This window comes from Achromobacter maghribensis (assembly GCF_057334215.1).
This window is the reverse complement of sequence record NZ_JBHFII010000061.1, coordinates 176,629-180,114: the sequence shown is the minus strand read 5'-3', so window position 1 is coordinate 180,114 and position 3,486 is coordinate 176,629. Positions and strand designations below refer to the sequence as shown.

2 protein-coding genes are annotated in these 3,486 nt (G+C 65.7%); both read left to right on the top strand.

All coding sequences use genetic code 11. The features are described from left to right. The first annotated feature begins 112 nt into the window (after positions 1–112). The gene (locus ACE039_RS26880) at positions 113–823 is read left to right on the top strand and encodes a GntR family transcriptional regulator (protein WP_485823824.1); all 711 of its coding nucleotides are present in this window, start codon (positions 113–115) and stop codon (positions 821–823) included. Beyond that, positions 823–3,438, top strand: coding sequence for a Fe/S-dependent 2-methylisocitrate dehydratase AcnD (gene acnD / locus ACE039_RS26875; RefSeq protein WP_485824085.1), 2,616 nt, complete (start codon positions 823–825; stop codon positions 3,436–3,438). Before ACE039_RS26880 ends, acnD begins: the two co-directional genes overlap by 1 nt. Positions 3,439–3,486: the final 48 nt, after the last annotated feature.

Sequence of the window (3,486 nt, the reverse complement as noted above, 5' to 3'; positions counted from 1 at the left end):
CCTTCGGCCCGCTTGCGCTACGGGGCGACCCACGGTAAATTGTTGACAATCTGGCGGCCAAGCCCGCCTTATTCCGAATATTTACGCTAAATCCGGACAGATTGTTGACACCATGAGCAAAGTGCTGACGTTGCCGGGCCACCCGCCGGGCGATGGCGAAACGTTGTCGGATCACATCTTCAAGAAGATCCAGGCGGCCATTGTCAAAGGCGAAATCGCCCCGGGCAGCAAGATTTCCGAACCCGAACTGGCGCGCCAGCACGGCGTCAGCCGGGGACCGCTGCGCGAGGCCCTGCACCGCCTGGAAGGCCAAAAGCTGCTGGTGCGCGTGCCGCACGCCGGCGCCCGCGTCGTATCGCTGTCGCAGCAAGAGCTGTCCGAACTCTACGAAATACGGGAATCGCTGGAAGGCATGGCCTGCCGCCTGGCCGCCGAACGCATACCGCCCGCCGAAATCGCCGAACTGCGCGGCGTGCTGGAAGCCCACGAACGCGACGCCGCCTTCCAGGCCGGCCTGGGCTACTACCAGCAGGAAGGCGATTACGACTTCCACTACCGCATCGTCAAGGGCAGCGGCAACCAGATGCTGTTCCGCATGCTTTGCGATGAGCTCTACCAACTGGCGCGCATGTACCGCATCCAGTATTCGACGACGCCGAACCGCCCGCGGCAGGCCTACGCCGAACACCACCGCATTCTTGACGCCATCGCGGACCACGACGGCGAGCTGGCCGAAATCCTGATGCGCCGGCATATCCGCGCATCCCGAATCAACATCGAACAACAGATCGCCCAGAGCAACCTGCGGCGCACGGAGGCATGATGAATCACTCGTACCGTAAAACCCTGCCCGGCACCCGCCTGGACTATTTCGACGCGCGCGCCGCCGTCGAGGCGATCGCGCCCGGCGCCTACGCCGGCCTGCCGTACACGTCCCGCGTGCTGGCGGAAAACCTGGTCCGCCGATGCGATCCCGCCATGCTGACCGACGCGCTCAAGCAGCTGATCGAACGCCGCCGCGACCTGGATTTTCCGTGGTTTCCGGCGCGCGTGGTCTGTCATGACATCCTGGGCCAGACGGCCTTGGTCGACCTGGCGGGCCTGCGCGATGCGATTGCCGACATGGGCGGCGACCCGGCCAAGGTGAACCCGGTGGTGCCGGTGCAGTTGATCGTCGACCACTCGCTGGCCGTGGAATTCGACGGCAACGATCCCGACGCCTTCGCCAAGAACCGTGCGGTTGAAGACCGCCGCAACGAAGACCGCTTCCACTTCATCGACTGGACCAAACAAGCCTTCCGCAATATCGAAGTCGTGCCCCCTGGCAACGGCATCATGCATCAGATCAACCTGGAGCGGATGTCGCCCGTGATCTACACGCAAGACGGCGTGGCCTTCCCCGACACCCTGGTCGGCACCGACAGCCACACGCCGCACGTGGACGCGCTGGGCGTCATCGCCATCGGCGTGGGCGGCCTGGAAGCCGAAAACGTGATGCTGGGCCGCGCGTCCTGGATGCGCCTGCCTGACATCATCGGCGTGGAACTCACGGGCCGCGCGCAACCTGGCATCACCGCCACCGACGTCGTGCTGACGCTGACCGAATTCCTGCGAAAGGAAAAGGTGGTGGGCGCCTACCTGGAGTTCTACGGTGAAGGCGCCGCCAGCCTGACGCTGGGTGACCGCGCCACGATTTCGAACATGGCGCCCGAGTACGGCGCCACCGCCGCGATGTTCTCGATCGACCAGCAGACCATCGACTACCTGCGCCTGACCGGCCGCGAGGACGAGCAGATCGCATTGGTGGAAACCTACGCCAAGACCGCGGGCCTGTGGTCCGACAGCTTGAAGACGGCCGAATACGAACGCGTGCTGCGCTTCGACCTGTCCACGGTCGTGCGCACGTTGGCCGGCCCGTCGAATCCGCATCGCCGCCTGCCGGTGTCCGACCTGGCGGCGCGCGGCATTTCAGGCGTGGTGGAAAACGAACCGGGCCGGATGCCCGATGGCGCCGTCATCATCGCGGCCATCACCAGCTGCACCAATACCAGCAACCCGCGCAACGTGATCGCGGCGGGCCTGCTGGCGCGCAATGCCAACCGCGCCGGCCTGTCTCGCAAGCCGTGGGTGAAGAGTTCGCTGGCGCCGGGATCCAAGGCCGTGCAGCTGTACCTGGACGAAGCCGGCCTGACGCAAGACCTGGAAAAACTGGGATTCGGCGTCGTCGCCTTCGCCTGTACCACGTGCAACGGCATGTCGGGCGCGCTGGACCCCGTGATCCAGCAGGAAATCATCGACCGCGACCTCTATGCCACCGCCGTCCTGTCCGGCAACCGCAACTTCGACGGCCGCATCCATCCCTATGCCAAGCAGGCCTTTTTGGCTTCGCCCCCGCTGGTCGTGGCCTACGCCATCGCCGGCACCATCCGCTTCGACATCGAACGCGATGTACTGGGCACCGGCGCCGACGGCCGCGAGATCCGCTTGAAAGACATCTGGCCCACCGACGAAGAGATTGACGCGGTGGTCAAGGCATCGGTCAAGCCCGAGCAGTTCCGCAAGGTCTACGCGCCGATGTTCGGCATCCAGGACGACCGCAAGGCCGGCGTCAGCCCGCTTTACGCCTGGCGCGCCCAAAGCACCTACATCCGCCGTCCGCCGTACTGGGAAGGCGCGCTGGCAGGCGCCCGCACGCTGCGCGGCATGCTGCCGCTGGCCGTGCTGGGCGACAACATCACCACCGACCACCTGTCGCCGTCCAACGCCATCATGCTGGACAGCGCAGCCGGCGAATACCTGGACAAGATGGGGCTGCCCGAAGAAGACTTCAACTCGTACGCCACCCACCGCGGCGACCACCTGACCGCGCAGCGCGCCACCTTTGCCAACCCCAAGCTCTATAACGAAATGGTGCTGAACGACGACGGCACCGTGAAGCAAGGTTCGCTGGCGCGCGTGGAACCGGAAGGCCAGGTCATGCGCATGTGGGAAGCCATCGAAACCTACATGGACCGCAAGCAGCCGCTGATCATCGTGGCCGGCGCCGACTACGGCCAGGGGTCATCGCGCGACTGGGCCGCCAAAGGCGTGCGCCTGGCCGGCGTGGAAGCCATCGTGGCCGAAGGGTTCGAACGCATCCACCGCACCAACCTGATCGGCATGGGCGTATTGCCGCTGGAATTCAAACCCGGCGTGAACCGCAAGACGCTGGGCCTGGATGGCACCGAAAGCTACGACGTCATCGGCGAACGCAAGCCCCGCGCCGACCTGACGCTGGTGATCCACCGCCGCAATGGCGAGACCGTGCAGGTGGCCGTCACCTGCCGTCTGGACACCGCGGAAGAGGTGTCCATCTACGAAGCCGGTGGCGTGCTGCAGCGCTTTGCCCAGGACTTCCTGGAAGCCGAATCCGTGGCCGGCGCCAAACAGGCCAGCTGATACCGCGGCCAGCTGACACCCCCGGGGGGGGGGGGGGGGGGGGGGGGG